Origin of the sequence: Streptomyces sp. YGL11-2 (genome assembly GCF_050054615.1) — a bacterium.
GTDB lineage: Bacteria > Actinomycetota > Actinomycetes > Streptomycetales > Streptomycetaceae > Streptomyces.
This window is the reverse complement of record NZ_JBNHIN010000020.1, coordinates 64,263-91,230: the sequence shown is the minus strand read 5'-3', so window position 1 is coordinate 91,230 and position 26,968 is coordinate 64,263. Positions and strand designations below refer to the sequence as shown.

Below are 26,968 nucleotides of genomic sequence, written 5' to 3'. Positions count from 1 at the left end.
TACCCGTAGCGGGGACCCAGGAGAAACGGGAGAGATCGTGGCGGACGGGGCGAAGGCAGTGGTGGACGCGAACGGGACTCCGGAGGCAGGGGCGGCCGAGCCGTTCACCGTGCCCGTCACCGTCCGGGGCTATGAGACCGACACCCAGGGCCACCTCAACCAGAGCGTCTACCTCCAGTACGCCGAGCACGCCCGCTGGTCGCTGCTCCAGGCGTGCGGCATCGGGCAGAGCGCCATGGTGGCCACCGGCGTCGGCCCGGTGACCGTCGAGACCACCATCCGCTACCGGCGCGAGCTGCGGGCCGGCGACGAGGTCGAGGTGAGCGCCGCGATCGTCTGGGGCGAGGGCCGGACCTTCGTCTTCGAGCAGACCGTGCGCAAGACGGACGGCACGGTGGCCGCTGAGATCAGCGCTGTCTGCGGGCTGCTGGACCTCACCGAGCGCAAGTTGCTCAAGGACCCCGGGTCGGTGCTGCGCACGCTCGCTGACGACCCGACACCGCTCGGCCTGACCGCGAAGTGAGGCGGCCGGGGGAGACGCACCCCGCGCCTCCCCCGGGTCACGACCCGCCGCGCGCCGGCACCACCAGTACCTCCGTGCCGCCCGCGCGCACCGCCCGTACCTGCTCCGCCGGCAGCCCGTCGTCGACGATCAGCAGGTCGAAGTCGGCCAGCGGCGCCAGTGCGTAGAGCCCGTCCTTGGTGAACTTGGTGTGGTCGGCGACCAGCACCCGCCGCGCCGCGCTCTCCATCATGGCCCGTTTGACCTGCACCGTCTCCGGTGAGGTGTGGTAGCAGCGGCCGTTGGCGACGGCCGTGGTGGACAGGAACAGCACATCGGCGCGGTAGGCCCGTACGGCGTCCGCGGTGTGCAGCCCCATGAAGGCGTCATAGGCCGGGAAGTACGCCCCGCCGAGCGTGATCAGCGAGATGCCGGGCTCCTTGGCGAGCGTGGTGATGGCCGGCAGCGAGTTGGTGATCACGGTCAGCGGCGTGTGCTCGACGGCCTGGTGCGCCAGCAGCAGACAGGTGGTGCTGTCGTCCAGCAGCACCGTCTGGCCGGGAACCAGCAGCCGTGCGGCGGCCCGCGCCAGCAGCTGCTTGGTCGCCGCCATGGTCGCCATCCGCTCCGCCACGCTGCCGTGGAACTGCGCCGACGGCAGCCCGGTCGCCCCGCCCCGCACCTTGCGCAGCCAGCCCTGTGCCTGGAGCGCGTCCAGATCCCGGTGGGCCGTCATCAGGCTGATCCCGAACTCGGCGGCGAGGTCCGAGGTCCGGACGAACCCCCGGGCGATCACGCTCTCCCGTATCCGGCGCCGCCGTTCCTCCTGCGCCTCGACCCGGTCCATGGCCCCGTTCCTTCCCGCCGCCGCGCGGCGCACCGCGCTCCCGGCACGGCCCGCCCGCGTGAACTCGCCACGTTATGTTCGCACGGATTTAACACGGTGCCCGCGGGCGAGCGCACCGCAGATGCCGATTCCGCTCCGACGCAACACGGCAGGTCGCCGCCCCGATGCGAAGATTCCGGCCACCCTTGACGCCCCTTTCACGCCAGCGGTTGCATCACTGCGTCCTCCACCGGCCGCCGCCGAAACCCGCCGCAGAATCCCGCCGCAGAAAGGGGAGCTTCGATGACGAACCCTCCTCCGCGTCCGCCGATCACCCGCCGGACGCTGATCACCCGTCTCGGCATCCCGCCCACCCTCGCCTGGGGCTACCTCGGGCTGCTCCTCTTCATGGTCGGAGACGGAGTCGAGTCCGGCTACCTCTCGCCGTACCTCATCGACCGCGGCATCCCGGAGTCCCGGGTCGCGCTCCTGTTCACCGTCTACGGCATCGCCGCCGCCCTCGCCGCCTGGCTCTCCAGCGTGCTCGCCGACCTGTGGGGCCCGCGCCGGGTGATGTGGACCGGACTCGTCATCTGGGCCGCCTTCCAGCTGCTCTTCCTCGCCGCCGCGATCCCGTCCTCCAGCTATCCGCTGATGCTGCTCGGCTACGGACTCCGCGGTCTGGGCTACCCGCTGTTCGCCTACGGGTTCCTGGTCTGGATCGCCGGCGTCGCGCCCCGCGCACGGCTGGGCACGGCGATGGGCTGGTTCTGGTTCGCGTTCACCGGCGGGCTGCCGACGCTCGGTTCCCTGGTCGCCGGCGGGCTGATCCCGCGCATCGGCGCCTACGCCACGCTGTGGGCGGCGCTGGCCCTGGTGGCCGCCGGCGGGCTGATCGCGATGCTGCTCGTCCGCGACGACCACGGCGGCAGGCGGCAGCGGCCCGAGGGCGAGGGGCCGCTGGCCACCCTGCTCGGCAGCGTCACGATCCTCTGGCGCAACCCCCGGGTCGGCGCCGGATCCGTCGTACGGGTCATCAACACCGCGTCGCAGTTCGGGTTCTTCGTCATCCTGCCGATCCACTTCACCAAGACCGTCGGCTTCGGCCTCACCCAGTGGCTGCACCTGCTCAGCGCGATGTTCGCCACCAACATCTTCGCCAACCTGCTCTTCGGCGTGGTCGGCGACCGGCTCGGCTGGCGGCGCACCATCGCCTGGTTCGGCGGCGCCGGCTGCACCCTGAGCACCCTGCTCCTCTTCTACGTCCCGACGACCGCGGGCCCGAGCTTCCCGCTCGCCTTGGCCGTGGCCGCGTTCTACGGGGCTACGCTGGCGGGATACGTACCGATATCAGCGTTGATGCCTTCTCTGGAGCCGCGGCACAAGGGACAGGCGCTGGCCGCGCTCAACCTGGGCGCCGGCGCCAGCACCTTCGTCGGACCCGCCGTCGTCGCGGCCTTCGTCGGGCCGCTCGGCGTCGAAGGGGTGGTCTGGATCTTCGCGGGGATGTACGCGGTGAGCACCGTACTCACCCTCTTCCTGAAGCTGCCGGACGAGTCGGCCGCGGGGGCGGGCGCCGGCCGGGACGCCACCGCGCCGCACACCGCCTCGGCCCGGGCGTGAAAGGACACCACTGATGTCCGTACTGACCATCGACGTCGGCACCACCGTCATCAAGTCCGTCGTCTTCGACGACCAGGGCACCGAGATCGCCGTCTCCCGGGTCGCCACCGAAGTGCTCCGCCCGCACCCCGGCTGGGCCGAACAGGACATGGACGCCGTCTGGCACGCCGTCGTCCGCACCGTCCGCGAGGTCCTCACCGAGCTGACCGACCCGGTCTGGCTGGTCTCCTTCACCGCACAGGGCGACGGCGTCTGGCTCGTCGACGACCGCGGGCGCCCCACCGGCCCGGCGATCCTCTGGTCCGACGGCCGCGCCGGGGACCAGCTCACCGCCTGGCAGCGCGCCGGAGTCCTGGAAGCGGCCTTCCGCCGCAACGGCTCGCTGACCTGCACCGGCATGCCCAACGCCCTCTTCAGCTGGCTCGCCGCCCACGACCCGGACCGGCTCGCCCGCTCCGCCACCTCGCTCACCGCCGCCGGCTGGCTCTTCCTCCGCCTCACCGGCGTGTGCGCCAGCGACGAATCGGACGCCTCGGCGCCGTTCCTCGACCACACCACCGGTGACTACGACCCGGAGATCCTCGACCTGTTCGGCCTGGCCGCGTACGCCCGGCTGCTGCCCACCGTCCTCGGCGAGTCCCAGCGGATCGCCGAGATCACCCGCGAGGCCGCGGACCAGCTGGGGCTGCCGGCCGGGCTACCCGTCGTGATGGCCCCGTACGACATCGCCGCCACCGCCCGCGGTGTCGGCGTCGTCAACCCCGGCCAGGCGTGCAGCATCCTCGGCACCACACTGTGCACCGAGATCGTCCGCACCGAGATCGACACCACCGGCGAACCGTCCGGCATCAACATCGCCTACCGCGGGCGCGAACGCGTGCTGCGCGCCTTCCCCACCCTCAACGGCGCCGAGGTCCTCGGCTGGGCGGCCCGGCTGCTGCACCTCCCCGGGCCGCCGGAACTGGCCCGCCTGGCCTTCGAGTCGCGGCCCGGCGCCCGCGGCCTGATGTTCCTGCCGTACCTCTCCCCGGCCGGCGAGCGCGCGCCGTTCCTCGATCCGGCCGCCCGCGGCTCCTTCTGGGGCCTGTCCCTGGAGCACACCCCGGCCGACCTCGCCCGCGCCGTCTTCGACGGGCTCTCGCTGGTCCTGCGCGACTCGCTGGCGGCGGCCCGCACGGACGTCACCGAGCTGCGGCTGTGCGGTGGCGGTGCCAACAGCGACGCCTGGTGCGCGCTGATCGCCGACGCCACGGGAGTGCCCACCGCCCGCTCCTCGGACACCGAACTCGGCGCCAAGGGGGCGTTCCTCACCGGCCTGGTCCGTACCGGCGCGGAGAGCAGCATGCACCGCGCCGCGGACAAGTACGTCCGGATGCAGCGGAGTTGGCGGCCCGACCCGGAGCGCACGGAGTTCTACGCCGCGCTCTACGAAGACTTCCTCCACTGGCGCGCCATCACCCGGCAGGCGGGCTGGCGGGGCGCCGCGACCTGGCCCCCGGACGCCCGGCCAACGGCCCCCGGCACGTCCGGCACATCCGCCACGTCTGGGACGTCTGGGACGTCTGGGACGTCTGGGACGTCTGGGACGTCTGCCACGTCTGCCACGTCGACGGTTCGCCGCATCGACACCACCCACCACCCCGCCGCGACCCCCGCCCCTGGAGGCACCCGTGTCTGACCAGCACCCTCCCGGAACGACCGCCCCCCTCGACGGCATCTGGCTCGGCCTCGACCTCGGCACCCAGAGCGCCCGCTGCCTCGCCGTCGACGGCACCGGGCAGGTCCTCGCCGGCGCCGCCCGCCCGCTCACCAGCCGGCGGGTGGGCAGACGCCATGAGCAGGACGCCGAGGAGTGGTGGAGCGCGCTGTCCGCGGCCTGCCGGGAGGCGCTGGAGGGCATCGACGCCACCCGGGTCCGGGGGCTGGCCGTCGACGGCACCTCCGGCACCGTCCTGCTCGCCGACGCGCACGGCACCCCGCTCACCCCTGGGCTGATGTACGACGACGGGCGCGCCGCCGACCAGGCCGCGGCGGTCAACGAGGCCGGCGGAGCGGTCTGGCGCGAGCTGGGCTACCGCAGCATGCCGCCGTCCTGGGCCTTGCCCAAGCTCCGCTGGCTGCTGGACCACGAGCCGGGACTCGCCAACGGAACCCGGCTGCTGCACCAAGTCGATTACGTCACCTGGAAGTTGGCGGGGAGTCAGCTCCCGAGCGACGCCAGCCACGCGCTCAAGACCGGCTACCACCTCGTCGAGGAGCGCTGGCCGCACGAGGTACTGGACCGGCTCGGCGTCCCCGGGGCCCTGCTGCCCGACGTCGTACGGCCGGGCACCGTACTCGGCACCGTCTGCGCCGAGGCCGCCGACGCCACCGGCATCCCCGCCGGAACGGCCGTCGTCGCCGGCATGACCGACGGCTGCGCCGCGCAGATCGGCGCCGGCGCGCTCACGCCCGGCGCCTGGAACGCGGTACTCGGCACCACCCTCGTCCTCAAGGGCAGCAGCGACCACCTGATCCGCGATCCGGCGGGCGTGGTCTACTGCCACCGCGGACCCGGCGAGAGCTGGCTGCCCGGCGGCGCCTCCAGCAGCGGCGCGGGCGTCATCTCCCAGTACTTCCACAGCGAGAACCTCGACGTGCTCACCGAGCAGGCCGCCGCCCTGGACCCGGACGCGGTCGCCTACCCCCTGGTCTCCACGGGCGGCGAGCGCTTCCCGTTCCGCGCCCCCGAGGCCGAACCCTTCATCCTCGGCGACGTCCCCACCCGCGCCGCCGAGTTCCACGCCTACCTGCTCGGCGTCGCCTGCGTCGAACGGCTCTGCTTCGACTACCTCGACCACCTCGGCGCGCCCACCGACGGCCCGCTCACCTTCACCGGCGGCGGCGCCCGCAACGCCTACTGGTGCCGGCTGCGCGCCGAGGTCCTGGGCCGCCCGGTCCACGTCCCCGAACACGCCGAAGGCGCCCTCGGCATGGCCGTCCTCGCCGCCACCGCCTCCGGCGCGAGCCTCCAGGACGCGGCCGCCGCGATGGTCCGCCCCGGCACCGAACTCCGCCCCGACCCCGCCCGCACCGCCCGCTACCTCCCCGTCTACCTCCGCTTCGTCGACGAACTCACCCGCCGCGGCTGGCTCGACCCGGCCGTGGCCGACCACGCCCGCAGGAGGGCCGCGCAGTGACCGACTTCATCCTCGTACGCCACGGCGAGACCGTGTGGCACGCGGAGAACCGCTACGCCGGCCGCTCCGACGTCCCGCTCACCGACCACGGCCGCGAACAGGCGCGCGCCCTCGCCCAGTGGGCCGCCACCGCCGGCCTCACCGCCGTCTGGAGCTCCCCGCTCTCCCGCGCCCGGCTCACCGCCGCCCCCGCCGCCGACGCCTGCGGACTGACCCCGCACATCGACGAACGGCTCTACGAGGTCGACTTCGGCCAGGGCGAGGGCCTGACCCGGGACGAGATGCGCCGGCGCTTCCCGCAGCGGCTGGCCGCCTTCCTCGCCGACCCGGTCGAGAACCACCTCCCCGGCGGCGAGCACCCGCGCCGGGCCGCCGAACGCGCCGCCGCGTGCCTCGCCGACATCGCCCGCGAACAGCCCGACGGCCGGGTCCTCCTGGTCGCCCACTCCACCCTCGTCCGGGTCCTGCTGTGCCACCTGCTGGGCATCCCGCTCGCCGACTACCGCCGGGTCTTCCCCCAGCTGCACAACGGCGCCCTCACCGAGATCCGGGTGGCGCACGGGCAGACCGCGCTGCTGCGCCTCAACGCCCCCGCCCTCGCCCAGACCCCCGCCCTGCGCTGACCGGCCGCACGGCCCACAACGCCCCACCGCCTCTGAGGAGACACACTCCGCATGACCACCACCGTCCTCGCCGCCGGCAACCACTTCATCCGCCCGAGCCTGTTCAGCGCCGCCGTACGCAAGGCGGCCGGCGACACGCCGCTGGAGATACGCGAGCTCCAATTCGGCTGGCCGCACACGCCGTTCGGCCCGGTCGCCGAGGTCATCGAGGCTTCCGGCACCGAGGACGAGATGATCGAGGCCCTCCAGGGCGTCGAGATCTGCGTCACCGAACACGGCCCGCTGACCGAGCGCATCCTCGCCCACTGCCCCGACCTCCGGCTCTTCTGCACCAGCCGCGGCGGACCGGTCAACGCCAACCTCGCGGCCGCCACCCGGCACGGCGTCGCCGTCTGCCACGCCCCTGGCCGCAACGCCACCGCCACCGCCGAACACACCCTCACCCTGCTGCTGGCCGCCGCCCGCGGCGTCGGCGACACCCACACCGACCTGCGCCGCGGCGTCTGGCGCGGCGACTACTACGACTACGACAACTGCGGCATCGAGATCGACGGCGCCACCGTCGGCCTGATCGGCTTCGGCGCCATCGGCAGCCGCGTCGCCAGGGTCCTGCACGCCATGGGCGCCCACGTCCTCGTCCACGACCCCTACGTGCGCCCCGAAGCGCTGGCCGGCATCGCCGAGCAGGTCTCCCTCGACGACCTGCTCACCCGCTCCCGCATCGTCTCGCTGCACGCCCGGGTCACCCCGGAGACCACCGGCATGATCGGCCGCGACCAACTCGCCGCCATGCCGCGCGGCGCGGTGCTCGTCAACTGCGCCCGGGGCGCGCTGCTGGACTACGACGCGGTCTGCGACGCCCTGGAATCCGGGCAGTTGGCCGGCGCCGGCTTCGACGTCTTCCCCGAGGAGCCGATCCCGGCCGGCTCCCGCCTGCTGACCGCCCCCCGCGCCGTCCTCACCCCGCACATCGCGGGCGGCAGCCAGCAGGTCGCCCACAAGGCCGCGGAGATCGTCGCCGGCGACGTCGGCCGCTACCTGCGCGGCGAGCCCCTCCGCCACCAGGCCAACAAGTAAGCCGTACCAAAAGCGCCGGACGGGCTGGAAAATCCAGCCCGTCCGGCGCCTTGAGGACCGGGGTCCGGGGCAGAGCACCGCGCATCCGGACGGGAAGGTCCGGACGGCGGCACTGCGCGCGGTCAGCGCCTCCGCACCAGCGGGAACGGCAGCGTCTCGCGGATCGACAGACCGGTCAGGAACATCACCAGCCGGTCCACGCCGATGCCCAGACCACCGGTCGGCGGCATCGCGTACTCCAGGGCCTGGAGGAAGTCCTCGTCCAGCTCCATCGCCTCCGGGTCACCGCCGGCCGCCAGCAGCGACTGCGCGGTGAGCCGCCGCCGCTGCTCGACCGGGTCGGTCAACTCCGAGTAGGCGGTGCCCAGTTCGGTGCCGAACGCGACCAGGTCCCAGCGCTCGGCGAGCCGCGGGTCGACCCGGTGCTGACGCGTCAGCGGCGAGACGTCGGTGGGGAAGTCCTTGTAGAAGGTCGGCAGCGTGGTCTTCTCCTCGACCAGCCGCTCGTACATCTCCAGCACGATGTCGCCCCGGCCCATCTCCGGCTTCACCGGCACCGACGAGGCGTTGCACAGCCGCCGCAGCGCATCGGGATCGGTGTCCGCGTCGACCTCCTCGCCCAGTGCCTCGGAGATCGCGCCGTAGACGGTCTTGACCGGCCAGAGGCCCGAGATGTCGTGCTCGACCAACCGCCCGTTCTTGTCCGCCTTACGGGCCGTGGCGCTGCCGAACGCCGCGACCGCCGCGCCCTGGATCAGCTCCCGGGTCAGGTTGAGCATCACGTCGTAGTCGGCGAACGCCTGGTACGCCTCCAGCATCGTGAACTCGGGGTTGTGCTTGTACGAGATGCCCTCGTTCCGGAACGTCCGCCCCATCTCGAAGACCTTCTCCATACCGCCCACGCAGAGCCGCTTGAGGTACAGCTCCGGCGCGATCCGCAGATACAGGTCCAGGTCGTAGGCGTTGATGTGGGTCTGGAACGGGCGGGCGTTGGCGCCACCGTGGATCTGCTGGAGCATCGGGGTCTCGACCTCCAGGTAGCCGCGTTCGATCAGCCCCTGGCGCAGGGCCTGCACGGCCGTGCTGCGCGCCCGCACGTTGTCCCGCGCGTCCGGCGAGACGACCAGGTCCACATACCGCTGGCGGACCTTGGCCTCCGGGTCGGACAGACCGCGCCGCTTGTCCGGCAGCGGGCGCAGGCACTTGGCGGTCAGCCGCCACCCGGTCACGAACACGGTCAGCTCGCCGCGGTCGCTGGTGCCGACCTCGCCTTCGGCCTCGACATGGTCACCGAGGTCCACGTCCGTGGCGAAGCGCTCCAGCAGCTCGGCGCCGCTGCCGTCCCGGGTCAGCGCGATCTGCAGATCGCCCGACCAGTCCCGCAGCACCGCGAACAGCACACCGCCGTGGTCGCGGGTGAGCAGCACCCGCCCGGCGACGGTGACGGTCTTACCGGTACGCTCCCCGGCCGCCAGCTCCCGGTGCTCCTCGCAGACCTGGCCGAGGGTGTGCGTCCGCTGCACGCCGACCGGGTACGGGTCCGTACCGGTCTCCCGCAGTCGCTCCAGCTTGCGGTGCCGCACCCGCACCTGCTCGGGCAGCGCGGCCAGCTCCTGCTCCCGCAGCTCCTTCTCGCCGGCCGGCGGCGCCTGCACCAGGCCCAGCTCGTCCAGCGACGGCAGACCCGCGGTGCTCGCCGGGGCCAGCACCCGCTTCTTGTGTCCCTTGCCCCACAGCTTGCCCAGGCTCGGCACGGCCACGAAGCCCTCGGCGATACCGGAGGCCATACCGATCCGGGCCAGCGCACCGGCGTCCGCGTAGCACAGGAACCGCGGGTACCACTCCGGGAGGTACTTCGAGTTCGAGCGGTAGAGCGCCTCCAGCTGCCACCAGCGGGAGAAGAACAGCAGCAGCCGGCGCCAGAACTTCAGCACCGGACCGGCACCGATCCGGGCGCCCTCCTCGAAGGCGGACCGGAAGACCGCGAAGTTCAGCGAGACCCGCCGCACCCCGAGCGTGCCGGCCTGGGCGCACAGCTGGGCGACCATGAACTCCATCACGCCGTTGGGCGCGCTGCGGTCGCGGCGCATCAGGTCCAGCGAGATGCCGTCCTTGCCCCACGGGACGAAGGACAGCAGCGCGATCATCTTGCCGTCGCCGTCGAACGCCTCGGCCAGCAGGCAGTCGCCGTCCTGATCGTCGCCCAGCCGGTCCAGCGCCATCGAGAAGCCGCGCTCGGTCTCGGTGTCGCGCCAGGCGTCCGCGCGGTGGATGACCTCCTGCATCTCCGCGTCGGTCAGCTCGGAGTGGCGCCGTACGCGGAAGGTCGCGCCGGTCCGCTCGACGCGGTTGACGGCCTGGCGGGTGACCCGCATCTCACGGCCGTCCAGATCGAACCCGGCGACGTGCAGGATCGCCTCGTCACCGAGCTGCAGCGCGCCCATCCCGGCGCGGGCGAACGCCTTCGCGCCGTCCTCGCTGGCGCCCATGACGGCGGGCTGCCATCCGTAGCGTCCGGCGACCTCCAGCCACGCCTCGATGGCCGGCGCCCACGCCTCGCGGTCACCGACCGGGTCACCACTGGCCAGGCAGACACCGGTCTCCACGCGGTAGGTCACGGCGGCCTTGCCGCTGGGGGAGAAGACCACGGCCTTGTCCCGGCGGGTGGCGAAGTAGCCCAGCGAGTCCTGGCTGCCGTACTTGTTCAGCAGTGCCCGGATGCGGGCCTCTTCGTCGCCGTGCAGCGCGGCTTCCATCCGCTGCGAGCGGAAGAGGGTGGCGGCGGCGTTCAGCAGCGCCAGCGCGCCCAGCAGTCCGAGGACAGTACCGGTCCAGTGCGGCGGGTGTCCCTCGACGATCCGGCCGCCGACCAGCCCGCCGCAGACGCGGTTGGCGGCCCACAGCAGACGGTTGCCGCCGCCGTGCTCCAGCGACCCGGGCGCCAGCGAGACCAGCCCCCAGCCGAGCAGCACCGCCACCACGAGCCCGGCGCCCAGCACCAGGGAGGCCCGCAGGAACGCACCGCGCCGGGTGATCGCGTAGAACTCCCGGTGCGCGACGAGCAGCAGCACCAGCGCCCCGGCACACAGCACCAGGGAGACGCTGTACTCCCAGTACCCGGCGGCGAGGAACAGCGCGTCCGCCAGGACGTTCAGCATCATGTACGCGACAACAAACCACAGGGCGACCCGTTTGCGCGCGGCCATCGCCGCACCCAGCAGGAAGAGGAAGACCGCGTACGCGAAGTTCGGGGTCACCGGGATGGTGAGCGCGTCCAGCCAGTAGATCACCGAGTGGAACGCGCGCCGAAGGGGCCCGATCAGCGCCGTCAGGGCGCAGAAAAGCCCCAGCACGCTGAAGATGATGGCGAAGCCATTCGGGATGCGGCGCCGGAAGCGCCGCCACCCCGTGAGTTGATCCTGGTCCTGCACGGTGCTCATTCCGTCACATTAGGCTCTGAAAGGGGTTAGCGGCTCGACACAAGGGGCCCTGTATTTCTGCCACTGGTTTGCTGCTGTGCTGCTGCCGACGGGACCGGCCGACCATCCAGTCTCCGATTCCGTCCCTCTGTTGTCTCTCCCTCGTACGGAGGGTTCGGCGGTCGTTCATGGGGGTCACCCACCTGGACCTTGCCATAAAGCAGGCGTAAGTCCGAGTCCGGGAGTGGTGTAGGCGCCCGCATCGAGGTCCGCTCGCACGGCCCCGCTCCGGCCGATGGTGAAGCTCAGACCGTAGTCCCTGGTGAAGAAACGGCCGCCGCCGGAGTCCACGCCGTTGAGTTCGGCGCGCAGTGTGACTTTGGTCCCTGGCTTCCACTCGTCCTCCGGCCGCCAGGCGATCCGGTCCTTGCCGTCCCTGGTGCGCGCCCAGCTCCACGACCCCTCGGTGGGGCTGTCGGTGATCACCTTCAGCCGCCGCTCCACCGCCGCCCGCTGGGTCACCGGGAAGGCGAAGGTGAGGGTGATCGGCTCGGTGACGCCGACCACATCGCCGTGCGGGGCGGGACTGAGCCTCGCCCGGTTCCGCTTGGCCACCTTGCCGGTGGTCAGCGACTCCTTCGCCTCGCCGGTGTCGCCCTGCGGGTTCTTCGTACGGGCGAGTACGGAGTACTTGGTCTCCGGTGCCGCCTTGGCCCGCGACGTCCACACCGTCCCGCCCCCGGAGAGCCCGCCGACCAGCTGCCGGCCCCGGGGGTCGGTCACCGTCACCTCGGTCAGCACGCCGCCGTCGGCGCTCACCCGCAGCCGGTCCCCGGCCTGCACCGTCGCCGTCCCGCTGGCCGCCCCCAGCCCCACCTTCACCGGCTGCCCCTGGGACGCCGACGCCTTGGTGGCGTCGCACGCCGCGAGCGTGCCGAGCCCGATCAGTGGTACCAGCGCGAGAGCGGCATAGAACGACCGTGTCGGCCGGCGGTGCCGGTCGGGGCTCTGGCTCATGGGCAGGGACTTTCCGTCTGCGGTGGGGGAGGAACGGCGGCAATGTCGGCCGCTAAGACGGGCTTTCGCAACACTCCGTTGCGGGGAGTGATGTGATCCATGCCACAACTTCGCCGCGTTGTGGGGTAGTCCGTGAACAGCTGTGATGTGCCGGGAAGTTGAGGTTCCGCCGACGCGGGACGGGTGCGCACCGCGGCGCCGGAAGAAATCCCCGCCAACGCCCAGTGACCGGCAGTGATCACCTGTTTGGAGCACCCGGACTCGAACCGGACATACCTGGAAATGCGCCAAACTGGCCATCTCTTGCCGCCTGTTCGGGCGGCGGTCGAGGAGGTGTGGTGGCCGTGGCCGTGTCCGTCTCGGTGATCCTGCTGCTGGTGGTCCTGATGGTGATCTTCCTGCGCAGCGGCAAGCTCAAGTTCTCGCACGCCCTGGTCTGCGGGCTGCTCGGGTTCTATCTGGCGGGCAGCAGTCTCGCCCCGGACATCCACCACGGGCTGGCCGGCGCGGCCGATGTCGTCAGCAGCGTGCGCCCCTGACGCCGGCCCGCACCCGGTCACCGTAACCGCGCGGTCGCCGAGCGTGCCCCCTGCCCTGATCGGCTTCGACGGCCTCCTCGCCGCCGGCCGCGGGCGCGATCACTCGGTGGAGAAGACCCCGATGGCGTTCGCCACCGGCCGCTCCTTGCCCGTCGACGGATGGTTGCGCACCCGAAGCTCCTGGTCGTCGGGGTCGCGGCTGACGAACGTCGACGATCCGCCGCCGTCCAGATCCATTGCCTCCCGGGCCCCCAGCCGCACCATCAGCTCCGCCAGCTCCCGCACCGTCAGCCCCGTCTGGTGCCGTCCCTTCTCCCCGTCCGTCGCCATCAGATACAGCGTCCGGCCCCGGTCCGCGATGCCCACGGAGGTCCGCATCGTCACCGCGGCGGCGTTCAGCCCGCCCACCGGACGGGCGTTTCGCACGATCGGGAAGCCGCCGACCGCGAACCGCGGCCGGCCCGGCCGCTGCCCCACCAGCCCGTGGCCGATCCGCACCCGCTCGCCGACATGCAGTGTGCGCAGCCGCCGCGCCCCCTCCTCCCGGCCCAGCAGCACCACGCTCCCGGCCGCGATGCCGCCGTGACCCGGCGGGCCGCCCACCTTGGCCACCCGCCCGTGCCGGACCGTGACCTCGGCGGTGTCCTTGGTGCACCCCGCCCCCCGGTCGGTGTCGGTGCCGCAGACCGCGCGCTTGCGGGACACCGGACCCCATGCCGCGGTGAACGCGCCGATCCCGCCCACCGGCAGCGCGTACTGGTTCAGCCCGCGCAGCGGCCAGGAGCCCTCGGCGCTGCGGACCGTGCCGCGCAGCGCCAGCCGATCGAGCCGGGCCCGGTGGTCGCGGCCGACGGCGAGGACGTCCTCGGTGGTCGCGCCGGGCGGCAGTACGGGACCGAACCGCTGGCCGTTCGGCACCGCGCCCTTCAGCTCCCGACCCGAGGACACCGCGGGCCCGACCGGGGCACCGGTCACCGCGACGCCCGGGTGCTGGGCCTCGCTGATGTTGAAGAAATCGCCGTTGACGGCCCCCACCACGTCCTCGTCGTCGGCCAGCTCGGATACCGGGGCGCGCTCGGCGACCGCCGCCGGGTGCAGCAGGTCGACCGAGACGTCCGGATCGGTCAGGTCGACGGTCAGCAGATGGCCGTGCACGGTGCCGCGCGGCAGCCTCATCCGGAACTCGTCGTAGGTCACGCCGGGTGCCACCCGGACCGCTTCCGTATGCTCGATGCCGTGGTCCGCGGCGACGGCCCGGCCACCGTCCGCCAGTCCGCCGCCGACCACGACGCCCCACGCGACCAGCACCGTCGCCGTCGCCCGTGTCCGGCCGAATCGCTGCTTCACGAGAGCCCCCTGACGTCACGTCAACTGTCGCAGGTGCTGGAAGCGCTCACTATGACCCGCGGGTGTCGGGAATCCGTACACCTGCGGAACGGCCGTCGTGTCGCCCGGCGCGGGCGGCACCGCGGCTGGGTGACGGCCCGTCACATGTCCAGGATGTTCTCCCAGAACGCCGCCCTGTTGACCAGTTCCATGTAGCGGGCCCAGTCCCAGTACTGGCCGGGGTCCTTGTGGTCGGTGCCGGGTACCTCGACGTGCCCGATGATGTGCTCGCGGTCCTTGGGGATTCCGTAGCGGTCGCAGACGGCGGCGGTCAGCAGCGCGGACCGGGTGTAGAGGGCGTCGGTGAACCACTTCGGGTCGTCGATCCAGCCCTCGTGCTCGATGCCGACGCTGCGGGTGTTGTAGTCCCAGTTGCCCGCGTGCCAGGCGACGTCCCGCTCGTGGACGCACTGGGCGGTGTAGCCGTCGGCGGACCGTACGACGTAGTGCGCGGCGGCCTTGTGCGTGGGGTCCTGGAAGAGCCGGAGGGTGTCCGGGAAGGTCTCCTGGGTCACATGGATCACGATCATGTCGATCGGGTACCGCGACGGGCGGTGGGCGGCGGTGAAGTTGCCGGGGTTGGCCGGAGTCCAGTGGACCGGGGGGTAGGCGCCGCCGCCGCGTGCGGCCCGTTTCCGGGGTGCCGCGGCGGCGGTGGCCGTGGTGAGGGGGGTGAGTGCGGCGGCTGCGGCGAGCGCGGCCGCGCCGGTGAGCAGCCGCCGTCGGGCCGGGAGATGCGGGTCGGGCTCCATGTGGACTCCTGACAAGGACCGAGGGGTGGTCGCATACATGTCACGCACATGCCGATGAGTTCATCATGCGCAACAGTGCGCGCCCTGCCAAGGGAATGGCCGTTGTGTCCATGGCTTGACCAAAGACGGGCCGCGGTGGTTCGAAAGAGCCCGATCACCCCTGATCGGACGTCACCCGGGTGCCGGACAGGGATTCTGAGGGGACGCCAGAAGGCGGCGCGGCCGGCACCCGGGCGGGGGCGTGGTCAGTGGCCGATCTCGACGTCCTCCAGCACGCCCAGCGCGTCCGGCACCATGACCGCCGCCGAATAGTAGGCGCTGACCAGGTACTTGATGACGGCCTGCTCATTGATGCCCATGAAGCGCACCGACAGACCCGGCCGGTACTCGTCCGGGATACCGGTCTGGTGCAGCCCCACCACGCCCTGGTTCTCCTCGCCGACCCGCATCGCGATGATCGAGCTGGTCTGGTCCGGGTTGACCGGGATCTTGTTGCAGGGCAGCAGCGGAATGCCCCGCCAGGCGCGCACCGCCGTCCCGTCGATCTCGGTGTTCGCCGGGTAGATCCCGCGCGCGTTCCACTCCCGGCCGATGGCCGCGATGGTGCGCGGATGCGCCAGCAGGAACTGGGTCTTGCGGCGCCGGGAGATCAGCTCGTCCAGGTCGTCGGGGGCGGGCGGGCCGCTGCGGGTGTGGATGCGCTGCTTGAGGTCGGCGTTGTGCAGCAGCCCGAACTCGCGGTTGTTGACCATCTCGTGCTCCTGGCGCTCGCGCAGCGCCTCCACCGTGAGCCGCAGCTGCTGGTCCAGCTGGTTCATCGGGTCGTTGTAGAGGTCGGCGACCCGCGAGTGGATCTTCAACACGGTCTGCGCGACGCTGAGTTCGTACTCCCGCGGTGCGCGCTCGTAGTCGACGAAGGTGCCCGGCAGCTCGGGCTCGCCGACATGGCCGGCGGCCAGTTCGATGGCCGCCTCACCGTGCTTGTTCTGCGCGGGCACCAGCGCCGTACGGAAGTTCTCGACGTGCTCGCGCAGCGCCTCCGAACGGCCCAGCACCTCTTCGTACTCGGCGCGCGACAGCGTCAGCGCGGTGCCGCGGGTGACCGCCCGTACGGTGTGCTCCCACTCGGCGTCCGGCCTCAGCAGCGCCACCTCGCCGACCGCGTCGCCGTCGGCGAGCACCGCCACCACGGTCTCGTCGCCGTACTTGCCGGTGCCGAGCCGTTCGAGCTTGCCGTGGGCGATCAGGATGACCTGGTCGGTCGGCGTGCCCCGTTCGGCGAGGATGTCGCCGGGGGCGAAGTCCCGCTGGACGAACCGGTCGGCCAGTGCCTCCAGCGTCGGGTTGTCGTCGAAGCTGCGCAGCGGCGCCATCTCCCGCAACTCCTGGGGAATGACCCGGACTTCGGCGCCCTGGGTGACGAACTCCACCCGGCCGTCGCCGAGCGTGTGGGTCAGCCGCCGGTTCACGCGGTAGGTGCCGCCGCTGACCTCCGTCCAGGGCAGGATGCGCAGCAGCCACCGCGAGGAGATGCCCTGCATCTGCGGCGGCGTCTTCGTCGTGGTCGCCAGCTTGCGGGCGGCGGCGGTGTCCAGGCTGGAGCGCAGCTGCTCGATGCCGGACGCCTGCGGGCCGGAGGTGGGATCCACCGATGTGGTCATGGCGAGGGTTCACCTGTTCCGTTCGGTACGTAACGCTCTGCACGAGCGGTGGAGAAGACAAGGAAGAAGACGTGCGGGAGGGGGCCGGAACGCCGGGTGCGCGGTCCGACCGGACGGCGAGGTGGTTTCCCCTCAGTGGCCGATTTCCACGTCCTCCAGGACGCCGAGCGCATCGGGAACGAGAATTGCCGCCGAATAATAGGCGCTGACGAGATAGTTCATGATGGCCGTGTCGTCGATTCCCATGAAACGCACCGAAAGGCTCGGCTCGTATTCATCCGGAATTCCACTGCGGTGCAGACCGACCACGCCCTGCTTGTCCTCGCCGGTGCGCAGCAGCAGCACCGAACTCGTCCGCTCCTTCGTCACCGGGATCTTGTTGCACGGGAAGATCGGCACCCCGCGCCAGGACGGCACCGAGTGGCCCATGAAGGAGACCGGGTCCGGGTACAGCCCGCGGGCACTGCACTCCCGGCCGATCGCCGAGATGGTCCTGGGGTGCGCCAGCAGGAAACCCGGGTCCTTCCAGACCGTCGCGAGGAGTTCGTCGAGGTCGTCGGGGGTGGGCGGGCCGGTGCGGGTGTGGATGCGCTGCTTGAGGTCGGCGTTGTGCAGCAGCCCGAACTCGGGGTTGTTGATCATCTCGTGCTCCTGGCGCTCGCGCAGCGCCTGGACCGTGAGCTTCAGCTGCTCCTCGACCTGGTTCATCGGGTCGTTGTAGAGGTCGCCGACCCTGGTGTGGGCGCGCAGTACGGTCTGCGCGACGCTGAGTTCGTACTCCCGCGGGGCCGGCTCGTAGTCGACGAAGGTGCTGGGCAGCGACGGCTCGCCGTGGTGGCCGGAGGCGACCGCGACCGCGGACTCGCCGCTCGCGTTGGTCGGCGGCCCGGCGCCGTCGGTGGCCGAGGCGAGATGCTCGCGCAGCGCGTCGGAGCGGCCGATGACCTCATGGGCGTCCTGCCGGCGCAGTGCCATGGCCGTCACCCGGGTCACCGCGCGGTAGCTGAACTCCCAGTCGCCGTCCGGGCTGGTGAGCGGTTCGTCGCCGAGGTGGTCGCCGCCGGCCAGCGCTTCGAGGACGGTCGCGTCGCCGTACTTGCCGGTGCCGATCCGGTCGACCCGGCCGTGGGTGATGAGCACCACCCGGTCGTGGGGCGTACCGGCCTCGGCGATCAGCTCACCGGGCGCGTACTCGTGCTGAGTAAACCTTTCGCCGAGTGCCGCGAGCACCTCGGTGTCCGTGAACTCCCACAGCGAGGGCAGTTCGCGCAGCTCGTCCGGGATGATCGAGACCTGGGTGCCGATGATGTCGAAGTCGATCCGCCCGTCGCCGACGGTGTACGCAAGCCGGCGGTTGACGCGATACGTACCACCCGAGACCTGCACCCAGGGCAGCAGCCGCAGCAGCCAGCGGGAGGTGATCCCCTGCATCTGCGGCGCGGTCTTGGTGGTCGTCGCCAAGTTCCGTGCGGCTGCGGTACTCAGACTGGAATGCGGGGTCTCTTCGGTGCTTCCGGGCGGTGTTTCGCCGGCAATCGTCACCATGTCACCTATCTCGTGGAGGGTGCGGCGCGGACCGCCCGGAGAGCGCACGGCGCAGCTCCCCGGCAGCTCGCCGCACCGAAGATAGTTGCCTGACTTTTCGCGGCACAATCGCTGGATGGGGTGGCATGGAATTCGGCTTCTCTGGAAAGGGTTTAGCGGTTTTCAGTACCGGGAACGGTGTGCCGGGGAAAAGGTCAGCGGATCGTCCAGAACGGTCCGGAGCGCGGCGTGCGCGGCGCCGAACAGCGGCCCGTCGGCACCCAGTTGGGATACGGTCACCAACGGCCCCCGGGCATCGGCCGGTTGGGCCGCGACGGCCGTCCGCAGCGTCAACTCCCGCTCCAGGGACGGCAGGACCCACGGCGCCAGCCCGGCCAGCGAACCGCCGAGGACCACCGTCCGCGGATCGAGCAGGTTCACCGCTCCGGCGAGCGCGATCCCCAGTGCGGTGCCCGCCTCGTGCAGGGCGCGGACCGTCGCCGCGTCCCCGTCGGCGGCCCGCCGCGCCAGCAGCGCGACCGCGGCCCCCGGCCCCGGGCGGCCGGCCGCCGCCCGCTCCGGTGAGAGCCCGCCGGCGCGCAGCACGGCCCGCTCGCCCGCGTACTGCTCCAGGCAGCCCCGCCCGCCGCAGTCACACGGGCGGCCCTCCGGGTGGACCGGGACGTGCCCCAGCTCACCGGCGAACCCCCGTGCGCCCCGCAGCAGTTGACCGCCCACCACGACCGCGGCGCCGATGCCGATCTCGGCCGAGACGTGCAGGAAGTCCGGCGGTGTGGGCCCGCCGGTGCCGCCGCCCAGCCGCAGTTCGGCGAGCGCGCCGAGGTTCGCCTCGTTCTCCACGGTCAGCGGTATGGCCCCGGCGCCGTACTCCGGGGCCAGGGCGGGTGCCAGGTCGGCGTCCCGCCAGCCGAGGTTGGGGGCGTGCACCACCGTCGTCGAGCCCCGGGCCACCAGCCCCGGGACGGCGACCGCCAGCCCGGCCGGCCGCAGCCCCTCGGCGGCGATCCCCGTGCGCACCTCCGCCACCAGCGCGGACAACCGTCGGAGCACCGGCCCCGGTTCGCTGTGCCGGTTCGCCGCGTCCGCCGCCACCCGGGCGCGGACCCGGCCGCGCAGATCGACCGCGCACACCGCCAGGTGGTCGACGCCTATCTCCGCCCCGATCCCGGCCGGTCCCCGGTCGCCGATCGCCAGTTCGCTGCCCGGCCGCCCGCGCCCGCCGGTCGCCGCCGGCCCGGTCTCCACCAGCAGCCCGGCCCGCAGCAGCGCGTCGACCAGCGGTGCCACGCCCGCCCGGGTCAGCCCGATCCGCGCCGCGACACCCGGCCGGGACAGCGGCCCTTCGGCCGCCACCACCCGCACCACCCGGGCCAGATTGCGGCGGCGGATGCCCTGCGGGGTGTCGTCGGCGGGGGCGGGCATGGCGGTCTCCCGGGAGGGTCGTAAGGGGGTTGTGAGCAAGGCGAGTTGGGGTGATCCGCAACGCGGCGAAGCAGGACCTGTGGTAGCGGGCGGTCAGCGGCGGCTGAGCAGGGCCGACCCGTCGGCGAGCGTGGCCGCCAGCCGGTCGCAGGCGGCGGTGTCCCGCTCCACCGCCTCGAACGCCGCGCCGCGGGCCGTCCCCCAGCGGCGCGCCACCGCCGCCGGATCCTCGCCCAGCAGCAGCCCGGCCGCCTGCGCCGCGGCGCCGAGCGCCACCAGCTCCTGCGCCTCGGGCACCACCACCGGGCGCCCGGAGAGCCGCCGTACGGTCTCCCGCCAGGCGCGGCCCCGGGCCCCGCCGCCGATCAGCAGCAGCGGCGCGTCCGCTGCGGCATCCGCGTCGAGTACCTGCTCCAGGGCCTGGAGCAGCGCGAACACCGCACCGTCGTAGGCCGCTTGGAGGAGCTGGCCGGCCGTGGTGTCGTGCCGCAGGCCATGCAGCAGCCCCGAGGCGTGCGGCAGATTCGGGGTCCGCTCGCCGTCCAGGAAGGGCAGGAGTACGGCGCTGCCGCCCGCCTCGACTGCCTCCCGGTCGCGGCCGAGCAGCGCCGCCACCCGGTCCACGGCGAGCGTGCAGTTCAGGGTGCAGGCCAGCGGCAGCCAGTCGCTGCGGGCATCGGCGAAGCCCGCGACGATCCCGGTCGGATCGGTCGGCCGGCGGGTGGCGATCGCGTAGACCGTGCCGGAGGTGCCCAGGCTCAGCACCGGCTGCCCGGGGCGCAGACCCAGGCCCAGCGCCGCCGCCATGTTGTCGCCCGTCCCGGCGGCCACCAACGCCCCCTGGGGAAGCGGCAGTTCCGTGCTCCGTACGGTGCCCGCCGCCTCGCCCGGGAGCGCCACCCGCGGCAGCTTCTCCGGGGCCAGCCCGACGTGCTCCAGGATCTCCGTGTCGTACGCCTCGGTGGCCGACGCCCACCAGCCGGTCCCCGACGCGTCCCCGCGGTCGGTGACGCCCTGGCCGGTCAGCCGCTGCGTCAGGTAGTCGTGCGGCAGCCGGACCGCGGCGGTGGCCGCGGCGGCCTCCGGCTCGTTGTCGCACAGCCAGGCCCACTTGGCGACGGTGAACGCGGACCTCGGCACGCTTCCGGTCCGCCGCGCCCAGACCTCGGCGCCGCCCAGCTCCCGGATCAGCCGCTCGCTCTGCGGCGCCGCCCGTACGTCGTTCCACAGCAGCGCCGGGCGGACCGGCGCGCCGGACGCGTCCAGGGCGACCAGCCCGTGCTGCTGCCCGGCGACGGACACCGCGGACGCCTGCCGGGCCGCCGCCCCGCACCGGTCCAGCGCCTCACCGAGCGCCCGCCACCACTGCTCCGGATCGCTCTCCTTGCCGCCGGGTTCGCCCCCGTCCGCTCCCGTGCCGCCGCTGACGGTGTGCGGGGCCTGGCCCCGGGCCAGCACCTCGCCGGTCTCCGCGTCCACGACCAGCGTCTTGGTGGACTGCGTCGAACTGTCCACCCCGACGACGAGCGGTCCGGCCGACTGTGCGCCCATCGTGCACTCTCCCTTGGCGGCTGGTGGCCCGGGGTGCGAACTCCCCGGGGTTGCCCGGCGGTCCGGGTTTCTCCCAGGGGGTTCCCCGGTGTGCTGCCGCATATTAATTTGTCCGCGACGCAATTTGTAAAGCTCGTTGACTAAATGGGTGGGGCGCGGCGCCGGACGCCACGACCGGGTGTGCCGGCCCGCACCGCACGCCCCGGACGACCCGACCGAGGGAGCCGCCATGAGCCATCACCCCGTGCCCGCGGACAAGTTCAGCTTCGGCCTGTGGACCGTCGGCTGGCAGGGCCGGGACCCCTTCGGGGACGCCACCCGCCCCGCCCTGGACCCGGTCGAAGCGGTGCACCGGCTGGCGGAGCTGGGCGCGTACGGCGTCACCTTCCACGACGACGACCTGATTCCGCCCGGCTCCGGCGACCGCGCCCGCGAGACCGCCGTCAAGCGCTTCCGCACGGCGCTGGACGCCACCGGCCTGGCCGTCCCGATGGCCACCACCAACCTCTTCACCCACCCCGTCTTCAAGGACGGCGCCTTCACCGCCAACGATCGCGACATCCGCCGCCACGCCCTCCGCAAGACGCTCCGCAACATCGACCTCGCCGCCGAACTGGGCGCCCGCACCTACGTGGCCTGGGGCGGCAGGGAGGGCGCGGAATCTGGCGCCGCCAAGGACGTCCGCTGCGCGCTGGACCGGCTGAAGGAGGCGTTCGACCTCCTCGGGCAGTACGTCACCGAGCAGGGCCACGACCTGAGGTTCGCCATCGAGCCCAAGCCCAACGAGCCGCGCGGCGACCTCCTGCTGCCCACGGTCGGCCACGCCCTGGCCTTCATCGAACGGCTGGCGCGCCCCGAGCTCTACGGCGTCAACCCGGAGGTCGGCCACGAGCAGATGGCCGGTCTGAACGTCCCGCACGGCGTCGCCCAGGCGCTCTGGGCGGGCAAGCTTCTCCATATCGACCTCAACGGCCAGAGCGGCGTCAAGTACGACCAGGACCTCCGCTTCGGCGCCGGCGATCTGCGGTCCGCGTTCTGGCTGGTCGACCTGCTGGAGACCGCCGGCTACGACGGTCCCCGGCACTTCGACTTCAAGCCGCCGCGCACCGAGGACCTGGACGGCGTCTGGGCCTCGGCGGCGGGCTGTATGCGCACCTACCTGCTGCTGCGGGAACGCGCGGCGGCCTTCCGCGCCGACCCGGCGGTCCAGGATGCGCTACGGGCGGCGCGGGTCGGCGAACTGGCGCGGCCGACCGCCGAGGACGGCCTGGCGGGACTGCTGGCCGACCGCGGCGCGTACGAGGCGTTCGACGCCGAGGGGGCGGGTGCCCGGGGTATGGCGTTCGAGCGGCTGGACCAGTTGGCGGTGGACCACTTGATGGGGGCGGTCGGCTGACGGACGGAGCGGCGACCCTGGAGGGGGACGAGGGGGACAAGGGAGGCGAGAGGGCTCGGCTCAGGGGCGGACGATCTCCCCTGAGGCGACCGGCCGAGGGGCCGGGGCGGGTCCCCTCAGCCGAACAGCTCGCGGACGAACCGCAGCTCCGCCGCCCGCTGCTCCCCGCCGCCGCCCTCATGTGCGTTGAACCGCCACACCTGGAGCTCCTTCTCGCCCGCGTAGTGGTGGTACGCGGCGAACCCGGTGGACGGCGGCACGACGGCGTCGCGCAGCGCCGTACCGAAGAGCGCCGGGGCGCTCGCGCGGGCCGCGAAGTTCAGCCCGTCGAAGTGGTCGAGGGTGTGCAGCGCGGTGTCGATGCGGGTGCGTTCGCCCGCGAAGTAGCCGACCAGTTCGCCGTAGGGTCCCTCGTCGGTGATGTCGAGGGCGCGCCGGATGTGCGTCAGGAACGGCACATCGACCAGCGCGCCCGCGAGCCCCGGGACCAGCCCCGTCATGGCGAGCGCGAGGGCACCGCCCTGGCTGCCGCCCGCGACCACGATCCGCTCCGCGTCCACCGCCGCGTGCCCGCGGGCCGCCTCCACGGCCCGGACCGCGTCGGTGAACAGCCGCCGGTAGTAGTAGTCGTCGGGATCGAGCAGGCCCTGTGTCATCTTGCCCGGTACGCCGGGGTGCGGGGCGCCGACCGGATCGGGTGTGTCACCGGGCCGGTTGGGTCCGCTCTGCCCCCGGGTGTCCATGACGAGCGTCGCGTACCCGGCGGACGGCCACAGCAGCCAGTCGTGCGGCAGCAGCCGGCCGCCGCCGTAACCGAGGTACTGCACGACGCAGGGCAGCGGGCCGGCGGCCGCCCGCGGGCGCAGGAACCAGCCGCGGATGCGGTGCCCGCCGAAGCCGGAGAACTCCACATCGGCGGTGTGCAGCAGCGCCAGCCCGGCATCGACCTCGGTGAACCGCGCGTCGAGTGCATGGCCGCGGGCCTCGTCGAGCGTCCGCCGCCAGAACGCGTCGAACCCGGCGGGCTCGGGCAGCGGTGGGCGGTAGCGGCGCAGTTCGTCCAGGGGCAGGTCGGTGAACATGGAGCACCTCCGGGCCGTCGGGCGTACACGTTAGGGTCTCTCCGGGCGATCGCGGACCAGGGCCGGTCCTTGGCCGCTCGTCGCCAACGGTGCCCAGCGGATGGACATTTCAGACCAGGGATGTCCGGGGCTGGCCACCACGTCCCTCAAAACACCGTAAAGAAGCGATCAATTCCGCCATGAGCTATCCGCCGCCTCCGCCGTCGAACCAGCCGCCGCATCAGCAGGCCCCCGGCACCCCCGGTGGTTTCGGCCCGCCGGGCGGCGGCTACGGACCCGGCGCGCAGGGCCCTGGGCAGGGCCCGTACGGACCGGGTGGCTACGGGGCGGGCGGCTACGGGCCGTCCGGACCGGCCGGCCCGACGGGACCCGCGGATCCGTCGACCGGTGGCGGCCCGGCGGCCTCCGGGCCGTACGGCGCCTCCGGGGGTGGCGACTTCGGACCCCCCGGCTCGGGCGGCCCCGGTGGTCCGGGTGGTCCGGGTGGTCCGGGTGGCTGGCAGCAGCCGCCCGGCCCTCCGCAGCGGGGCGGCGGCAACGGCAAGGCGATCGCGCTGATCGTCGGCGCCGGTGTGCTCGTGCTGGCAGCCGTCATCGGCACCCTGGTCTGGGTCAACAGCGGCAGCGACGGCACGCACCAGGCCAAGCCCTCGGGCTCCGGCCCCAGTTACCCGTCCAGCGCGAGCCCGTCCGACTCCGCCTCCGCGACCCCGTCCGGCACCCCCTCGCCGTCCACGGCACCCACCGGCCCGGGAGCCGGCGCGGCCTCGCCCAGCAGCCGCACGATTCCCTTCTACGAGCTGAGGCGGGGCGACTGCTACGACATCCCGCCGGGCGACGACGGCGGCAACAGCAACGCCGCCGCCTGCAACGGCGCCCACGACGCCGAGGTCGTCTTCGTCTACACCCTGCCGTTCGGCCTGTCGTCCGAGAACGAGATCAAGGACAAGGCATCCTCGCTCTGCGCCTCCGAACTGGAGAGCAAGGCGTCCAAGCAGCCGGCCGGAACCGCCGAGGGCACCTACGTCCAGTTCCCCAGCCTCAAGGGGTACAAGCTGGGCATCAAGTCGGTGATCTGCAGCCTGACGGCCAACAAGAGCGGCACCAAGAAGCTCACCAGGCCGCTGGTCTGACCACGCCTTGCCGCTGGTGTGACCACCCCTTGTTTTTTCCCCGCCGCCCACCCCCCTTCGGGGGGTGGGCGGGTGTAGTGGGGAGGTTGGGGGCGGGGGGGGGGCGGGGCAGGCGGAGGGGCGCCGGCGTGCGTAACAGGAGCGCAGGCGCTCGTATCGCGCGGCCGTAGGTGTGGGGCGAGCCGTAGGTGTGGGGCGAGCCGTACCCTGCCACCTCAACGCCCCAGTGCCGCCGCCAGTTCCCTGATCGTCTCCGGGCCCACCCGGCAGCAGCCGCCGATCAGCCGGGCCCCCGCGGCCACCCATGCGGCGACGCGGTCCCCGCTGAACGCCGGGCTGCCGCACCACGCCCGCGCCGCCGCATCCCAGATCTCCCCGCTGTTGGGGTAGACCACCACCGGCTTGCCGGTGACCCGCGCCGCGATCTCCACCGCGCGGTCCGCGTCGTCCGGCGCGCAGCAGTTCACCCCGACCGCGATCACCTCCTGCGCATCCGCCGCCGGCGCGAACGCCTCCGCCAGCGGCTGCCCGGCCCGCGTACGGTCCCCGGCCACGCTGTACGACAGATAGGCCGGAACACCCAGGCCGCGTACCGCCCGCAGCAGCGCCACCGCCTCGTCCGCGTCCGGCACCGTCTCCAGTGCCAGCACGTCCGGCCGGGCGGCCGCCAGTACCTCCAGGCGCGGTCGGTGGAAGCGCTCCAACTCGTCCACCGACAGGCCGTAGCGACCGCGGTACTCGGACCCGTCCGCCAGCATCGCCCCGTACGGACCGGCCGACGCGGCGACGTACAGCGGTCCGGCGACGCCGCCCGCCTGCGCCCGCGCGGCTGCCGCCCGCGCCAGCTCCACGCTCCGGCCCATCAGCGCCGCGGCGTCCTCCGCGGAGATGCCGCGCCGCGCGAACCCCTCGAACGTCGCCTGGTAGCTGGAGGTGATCGCCACCTGCGCGCCCGCCTCGTAGTACGCGAGATGGGCCAGGACGACGGCCTCCGGCTCCTCGGCCAGCAGCCGGGCCGACCACAGTGCGTCGCTCAGGTCGTAGCCCGCGGACTCCAGTTGGTTCGACAGCCCGCCGTCGAGGACGACCGGTCCCGCGGCGAGCGCCTCGGCGAACGACGGCGTCGCCGCGGGGGAGGACGACGGTGTCGAAGGCCCGCTCATGGTCCACACCTCCTGGGGATCAGACGTGCTCGACCGCCTGGATGTCCAGCTCGATCCGGATCGTAGCGCCGATCGCGGCGATGCCCCTGGCCAGCATCGTGCGCCAGTCCAGGGTGAAGTCCTCGCGGTGCAGTTCGGTGACGGCCGTGCACGCCGTACGGGTCTCGCCCGCGATGCCCGTGCCGATGCCCAGGTAGCGGGCGTCCAGCTGGACGTTGCGGCTGACGCCGTGCAGATGCAGCACGCCCTGTACGGCCCAGCGACTGCCGCCCTTGTGGACGAACCGCTCTCCGGCGAACTGGAGACACGGGTACCGCGCCACGTCCAGGAACTCCGCCGACCGCAGATGGTCGTCGCGCATCCGCACACCGGTGTCGATGCTCGCCGCGTCGATGGTCACCTCCACCCGGGAGTCCCGCATCCGCTCACCGATCCACAGCCCGCCCTCGAAGTGGTTGAACCGGCCGTGGATCTCCGCCAGTCCGATGTGCCGGGCGGTGAAGCGGATGGCGCTGTGGTCGGGGTCGATCCGCCACTGCCCCGGGGCGGGCAGCGGCAGCGCCGGCGCCAGTTGCAGGGCGACCGGCCGCGGCACCGTCCGCTCGCCCGCCACGACCACCGCCTCGATGCGCACCGGCCGGAAGCCGTCGGAGGTCACCACGAGGCGGTACGTGGCGGGCGGCAGCGTCACGGTCAGCCGGCCGTTCGGGTCCGTCCGGCCGTGCGTCACTTCCTGACCGTCGGTGTCCCGGACCGATATCTCGACTCCGGCCATCGGCAGGCCGACCGGATCGTGCACGGACAGGTCCAGCGCGCCCGCCCCGTGGGGGAGCGGTGACTGCGGGCTGTGCGGCGAACGGTCGCGCAGGCGCTGGAGGATGGCGAGCGGCATGACAGGACGGGGCCTCTCGGTCGAATCACGGAAAGAATTGTGGAAAAGGTGCAGATGCGTCTCCATCCTGTCATTGCCGTGCATCGGAGTGGTCATCGGGTGTCAAGAGCGGGAGAAAGGTGACGTTGGCTGCAGGGGCTTCTTCAGTGCGCGAGGGGACTTCAGTGCGCGAAGGGGCTT

At 72.7% G+C, this 26,968-nt stretch carries 21 protein-coding genes; 9 read left to right on the top strand and 12 right to left on the bottom strand.

The window, feature by feature from the left end:
• Nucleotides 1–37: 37 nt before the first annotated feature.
• Nucleotides 38–523, top strand: a complete 486-nt coding sequence (locus tag ACO1BR_RS23050; RefSeq protein WP_426796974.1) for an acyl-CoA thioesterase — start codon at nucleotides 38–40, stop codon at nucleotides 521–523.
• A 37-nt stretch (nucleotides 524–560) separates the two neighbouring features.
• Here the strand turns inward: ACO1BR_RS23050 and ACO1BR_RS23045 are convergent, their stop codons facing one another.
• Entirely contained in the window at nucleotides 561–1,349 is a 789-nt protein-coding gene (locus tag ACO1BR_RS23045) for a DeoR/GlpR family DNA-binding transcription regulator (protein WP_426796973.1), read from the bottom strand.
• 282 nt (nucleotides 1,350–1,631) lie between these two features.
• Between ACO1BR_RS23045 and ACO1BR_RS23040 the strand changes: the two genes are divergently transcribed.
• The 5 genes from ACO1BR_RS23040 to ACO1BR_RS23020 are packed head-to-tail and all read left to right on the top strand — an operon-like array spanning nucleotide 1,632 to nucleotide 7,830.
• Entirely contained in the window at nucleotides 1,632–2,951 is a 1,320-nt protein-coding gene (locus ACO1BR_RS23040) for an MFS transporter (protein WP_426796972.1), read from the top strand.
• A gap of 13 nt (nucleotides 2,952–2,964) precedes the next feature.
• Nucleotides 2,965–4,629, top strand: coding sequence for an FGGY-family carbohydrate kinase (locus tag ACO1BR_RS23035; RefSeq protein ID WP_426796971.1), 1,665 nt, complete (start codon nucleotides 2,965–2,967; stop codon nucleotides 4,627–4,629).
• Nucleotides 4,622–6,130, top strand: a complete 1,509-nt coding sequence (locus tag ACO1BR_RS23030) for an FGGY-family carbohydrate kinase (protein WP_426796970.1) — start codon at nucleotides 4,622–4,624, stop codon at nucleotides 6,128–6,130. Before ACO1BR_RS23035 ends, ACO1BR_RS23030 begins: the two co-directional genes overlap by 8 nt.
• The gene (locus tag ACO1BR_RS23025; protein WP_426796969.1) at nucleotides 6,127–6,753 is read left to right on the top strand and encodes a histidine phosphatase family protein; all 627 of its coding nucleotides are present in this window, start codon (nucleotides 6,127–6,129) and stop codon (nucleotides 6,751–6,753) included. Before ACO1BR_RS23030 ends, ACO1BR_RS23025 begins: the two co-directional genes overlap by 4 nt.
• Nucleotides 6,754–6,804: 51 nt before the next feature.
• Nucleotides 6,805–7,830: a 2-hydroxyacid dehydrogenase gene (locus tag ACO1BR_RS23020; RefSeq protein WP_426796968.1), complete on the top strand. Its 1,026-nt coding sequence runs from the start codon at nucleotides 6,805–6,807 to the stop codon at nucleotides 7,828–7,830.
• Between the two features lie 122 nt (nucleotides 7,831–7,952).
• Here the strand turns inward: ACO1BR_RS23020 and lysX are convergent, their stop codons facing one another.
• Nucleotides 7,953–11,270, bottom strand: coding sequence for a bifunctional lysylphosphatidylglycerol synthetase/lysine--tRNA ligase LysX (lysX, locus tag ACO1BR_RS23015; protein WP_426796967.1), 3,318 nt, complete (start codon nucleotides 11,268–11,270; stop codon nucleotides 7,953–7,955).
• Between the two features lie 174 nt (nucleotides 11,271–11,444).
• Nucleotides 11,445–12,266, bottom strand: a complete 822-nt coding sequence (locus ACO1BR_RS23010) for an Ig-like domain-containing protein (protein WP_426796966.1) — start codon at nucleotides 12,264–12,266, stop codon at nucleotides 11,445–11,447.
• 344 nt (nucleotides 12,267–12,610) lie between these two features.
• On the opposite strand from ACO1BR_RS23010, the gene ACO1BR_RS23005 reads away from it, so the two are divergent.
• Entirely contained in the window at nucleotides 12,611–12,805 is a 195-nt protein-coding gene (locus ACO1BR_RS23005) for a hypothetical protein (protein WP_159510224.1), read from the top strand.
• 99 nt (nucleotides 12,806–12,904) lie between these two features.
• Here the strand turns inward: ACO1BR_RS23005 and ACO1BR_RS23000 are convergent, their stop codons facing one another.
• The 6 genes from ACO1BR_RS23000 to xylB all read right to left on the bottom strand — a co-directional run bounded on the left by ACO1BR_RS23000 (nucleotide 12,905) and on the right by xylB (nucleotide 21,122).
• Complete coding sequence (locus tag ACO1BR_RS23000) at nucleotides 12,905–14,152, bottom strand: phosphodiester glycosidase family protein (RefSeq protein WP_426796965.1); 1,248 nt, start codon at nucleotides 14,150–14,152, stop codon at nucleotides 12,905–12,907.
• Between the two features lie 140 nt (nucleotides 14,153–14,292).
• Nucleotides 14,293–14,943 carry an N-acetylmuramoyl-L-alanine amidase gene (locus tag ACO1BR_RS22995; protein WP_426796964.1) on the bottom strand — a complete coding sequence of 217 codons (651 nt, stop codon included), beginning with the start codon at nucleotides 14,941–14,943 and terminating at the stop codon, nucleotides 14,293–14,295.
• A gap of 245 nt (nucleotides 14,944–15,188) precedes the next feature.
• A complete protein-coding gene (locus ACO1BR_RS22990; protein ID WP_426796963.1) occupies nucleotides 15,189–16,604 on the bottom strand; it encodes a family 2B encapsulin nanocompartment shell protein in 1,416 nt (471 codons plus the stop codon).
• Nucleotides 16,605–16,736: 132 nt separating this feature from the next.
• Entirely contained in the window at nucleotides 16,737–18,149 is a 1,413-nt protein-coding gene (locus ACO1BR_RS22985) for a family 2B encapsulin nanocompartment shell protein (RefSeq protein ID WP_426797017.1), read from the bottom strand.
• A 162-nt stretch (nucleotides 18,150–18,311) separates the two neighbouring features.
• Complete coding sequence (locus tag ACO1BR_RS22980; RefSeq protein ID WP_426796962.1) at nucleotides 18,312–19,571, bottom strand: ROK family protein; 1,260 nt, start codon at nucleotides 19,569–19,571, stop codon at nucleotides 18,312–18,314.
• Between the two features lie 93 nt (nucleotides 19,572–19,664).
• Nucleotides 19,665–21,122 carry a xylulokinase gene (xylB, locus tag ACO1BR_RS22975; RefSeq protein ID WP_426796961.1) on the bottom strand — a complete coding sequence of 486 codons (1,458 nt, stop codon included), beginning with the start codon at nucleotides 21,120–21,122 and terminating at the stop codon, nucleotides 19,665–19,667.
• 229 nt (nucleotides 21,123–21,351) lie between these two features.
• On the opposite strand from xylB, the gene xylA reads away from it, so the two are divergent.
• On the top strand, nucleotides 21,352–22,518 hold the full coding sequence (gene xylA / locus ACO1BR_RS22970) for a xylose isomerase (protein ID WP_426796960.1): 1,167 nt from the start codon (nucleotides 21,352–21,354) through the stop codon (nucleotides 22,516–22,518).
• Nucleotides 22,519–22,634: 116 nt separating this feature from the next.
• Here the strand turns inward: xylA and ACO1BR_RS22965 are convergent, their stop codons facing one another.
• The gene (locus ACO1BR_RS22965) at nucleotides 22,635–23,600 is read right to left on the bottom strand and encodes an acetylxylan esterase (RefSeq protein ID WP_426796959.1); all 966 of its coding nucleotides are present in this window, start codon (nucleotides 23,598–23,600) and stop codon (nucleotides 22,635–22,637) included.
• 179 nt (nucleotides 23,601–23,779) lie between these two features.
• Here ACO1BR_RS22965 and ACO1BR_RS22960 point away from each other — a divergent pair, with 179 nt between their 5' ends.
• The gene (locus tag ACO1BR_RS22960) at nucleotides 23,780–24,733 is read left to right on the top strand and encodes a hypothetical protein (protein ID WP_426796958.1); all 954 of its coding nucleotides are present in this window, start codon (nucleotides 23,780–23,782) and stop codon (nucleotides 24,731–24,733) included.
• 215 nt (nucleotides 24,734–24,948) lie between these two features.
• Here the strand turns inward: ACO1BR_RS22960 and mmuM are convergent, their stop codons facing one another.
• Nucleotides 24,949–25,896 (bottom strand): homocysteine S-methyltransferase, encoded by a 948-nt coding sequence (gene mmuM / locus ACO1BR_RS22955; RefSeq protein ID WP_426796957.1) that lies wholly within the window; start codon nucleotides 25,894–25,896, stop codon nucleotides 24,949–24,951.
• Nucleotides 25,897–25,915: 19 nt separating this feature from the next.
• Entirely contained in the window at nucleotides 25,916–26,788 is an 873-nt protein-coding gene (locus tag ACO1BR_RS22950; RefSeq protein ID WP_426796956.1) for a YceI family protein, read from the bottom strand.
• Nucleotides 26,789–26,968 lie beyond the last annotated feature (180 nt).